Here is a 2,485-nt window from a genome sequence, read left to right on the forward strand (position 1 = left end):
ATAGAGATATATAATCAAAGCTACCGGGGGGCGGGGGCGGCGCGGCCCGGCGGCCGCGCCGCGGCCGCCCGGAGGGCCGGTCTCAGGTGAGGAGCTTGGCCTTGGCCTTGGCGAACTCCTCCTCGCTGATGGCGCCCTGCTGCTTGAGATCGGCGAGCCGGGCCAGCTCCTCGGTGGTGGAGCCGCCGCCCGTTCCGGCCGTCTTGCGGATGTAGGAGTCCATCGCCGCCTGCTGGTCCTGCATCTGCTTCAGGTCGCGCTCGCCCATCGACCTGCCGCGGGCGATCAGGTAGACGAAGACGCCGAGGAAGGGCAGCAGGATGACGAAGATCAGCCAGCCGGCCTTGCCCCAGCCGCCGACGTCGTCGCTTCGGAAGATGTCCAGGATGATCTTGAAGAGCAGGAAGAACCAGAGGATCCACAGGAAGAACATCAGCATGGTCCAGAAGATGTTCAGCACGGGATAGTCCGTCGCGAGTTGCATACCGGCCTCCTGGGGCGCTCGGGGGCGGGCGTGCCCCACTTCTGCTCTCAGTCGAACAGGGCGCGGCCGGTCCGGCGAGCCGAGCGGGTCCGGCCGGGAGCGCCCGATCGCACCGGGCCGCCCCGCCGCGGGGTGGGCCGATGCGCCGGGGAGCGGCCGATCGAGGCTCAGGAGGTGGTGACGGCGACCTGGTCGACCGTCCGGAAGGCGCTGTTGGTGCCGGTGCAGCGGACCCTCGGCTGCGCGGTCGAGGCGCCCGCGGGCACGGTGGCGGCCGGCTTCTCGAGGCCGTTTCAGGTCGGCCCGGTACGACGTGACGAGCTGCGAGGTGCCCGAGTCGAACACCACGTACAGGTCGCGGGTCTGCGGCCCGTCGATCCTGCGGTCGGTGGCGAAATCGAGACTGTTCCGGCCACCCCGCGCGAGGTGCTGCCGATGCTGCTGCTGCACCGCCGCAGTCGGGACGCGGCCGGCCGGCCGCTGGAGCTCGTGCGGACGCTGTACCGCGGGGACCGGTTCTCCTTCACGCTCGGCCTCGGGGCGGCGCCGGCCGGCTGACCACGCGCCGGGCGCCCGCGGCCCGCTGGTTCCGGCGCCGGCGGGCGCGCGGTGGTGCGCATCGGCGTACGGCCGCGACCGGTGCACCCTGCGCGCTCCCGGTGCGCCCGGCGGGCGCTGCGGACCGGGGCCGCCCGGCGTCCGCGGTCTGCCACAGTGGGCCCGATCCGCTCTCCGCCCGGGCCCACCGGGGGCGGCGGACGGTGTTGGTCCGGTCCGGAGGGGGAGGCCATGGAACGGCGCTGGTTGATCACGGGATGCTCGTCGGGGCTGGGGCAGGCGCTCGCCGCGGCGGCGGCCGAGGCGGGTGACTACGTCCTCGCCACCGCCCGCAAGCCGGCCGCGCTCGCCGAACTCGCCGACCGCCACCCGGACCGGGTGACCACCGCGGCCCTCGACATTCGCGACCCCGGCCAGTGCGAGGCGGCCGTCCGGGCCGCGGTGGACCGCCTGGGCGGCCTGGACGTCCTGGTCAACAACGCGGGCAGCGGCCTGTTCGGCACGGTCGAGGAGGTCTCCGACGACGAACTGCGCGACCAGTTGGAGACGCTGGTGGTGGGCCCGTGGCGGCTGGCCCGGCTCGCGCTCCCGGTGATGCGCTCGCAGCGCACGGGACACATCGTCAACGTCTCCTCCCTGGCCGGCCGCACGGCCTTCCCGGGTCTGGCCGCCTACGTCACCGGCAAGTACGCCCTGGAGGGCATGAGCCAGGCCCTCGCGGCCGAGGCCGGGCCGCTCGGCGTGCGGGTCACCGTGCTGGAGCCCGGCGGGTTCGCGACCGGGTACGGCACCGCGCTGGCCGAGGCCGCGGCGCGGATCCCGGCGTACGGCCCGGGGACGGATCCGATGCACGCGGCGCTGCGCGGGATGGCGGGCGACCCGTCGCTGGGGCGGCCCGAGGACTTCGCGCAGCGGGTGCTGCGGGTGGTGGCCGCCGAGCACGGCCCGGTCCGGATCCCGGTGGGCGAGGACGCGTTCGCCTATCTCTCGGCGATCGAGGAGGCCGCCCGCGAGGAGCTCGCGGCGGCCCGGGAGTTCGGGGCATCGGGCGGCTGACCCGCGGAAATCCGGGTGACCGGAGGGTGCCGGCTCTCTAGGCTCGGCGCATGGCACCCTCCGGACTGCTCAACGTGATCGACATCGAGGCCACCTGTTGGGACGGCCCGCCGCCGGTCGGCGCGGTCAGCGAGATCATCGAGATCGGCCTGACCGTGGTGGACCTCGACCGCGGCGAGCGGGTCGGCCGGCACCGCATCCTGGTCCGGCCGCAGCGCTCCGCGGTCAGTGCCTTCTGCACCGAGCTGACCGGCCTGACCGAGGCCGAGGTGGCGACCGGCGTCGGCTTCGCCGAGGCCTGTCGGCTGCTGGCGGCCGAGCACCGTGCAGGTGGGCGCCCGGGGGGGTGCTGGGGGGACTACGTCCGCAACCCGGTGACCCGGGAGT

Annotated in this window: 3 protein-coding genes and 1 pseudogene; 3 read left to right on the forward strand and 1 reads right to left on the reverse strand. The window is 74.4% G+C overall.

Translation table 11 applies throughout. From position 1 onward, the window contains the following. Positions 1-82 precede the first annotated feature (82 nt). Positions 83-484, reverse strand: coding sequence for an SHOCT domain-containing protein (locus tag ACFV0G_RS36720; RefSeq protein ID WP_380557315.1), 402 nt, complete (start codon positions 482-484; stop codon positions 83-85). A gap of 396 nt (positions 485-880) precedes the next feature. On the opposite strand from ACFV0G_RS36720, the pseudogene ACFV0G_RS36725 reads away from it, so the two are divergent. From ACFV0G_RS36725 to ACFV0G_RS36735, 3 genes and pseudogenes are all read left to right on the forward strand, one after another. Further along, a pseudogene (locus ACFV0G_RS36725) lies at positions 881-1,042 on the forward strand (UTRA domain-containing protein); the annotation flags it as partial. A 231-nt stretch (positions 1,043-1,273) separates the two neighbouring features. Further along, the gene (locus tag ACFV0G_RS36730; RefSeq protein WP_380557318.1) at positions 1,274-2,098 is read left to right on the forward strand and encodes an SDR family oxidoreductase; all 825 of its coding nucleotides are present in this window, start codon (positions 1,274-1,276) and stop codon (positions 2,096-2,098) included. Between the two features lie 50 nt (positions 2,099-2,148). Further along, the coding region (locus ACFV0G_RS36735) for an exonuclease domain-containing protein (protein WP_380557321.1) at positions 2,149-2,485 on the forward strand (337 nt) is incomplete at its 3' end.

It is taken from the genome of Kitasatospora sp. NPDC059571 (assembly GCF_042735675.1).
GTDB lineage: Bacteria > Actinomycetota > Actinomycetes > Streptomycetales > Streptomycetaceae > Kitasatospora.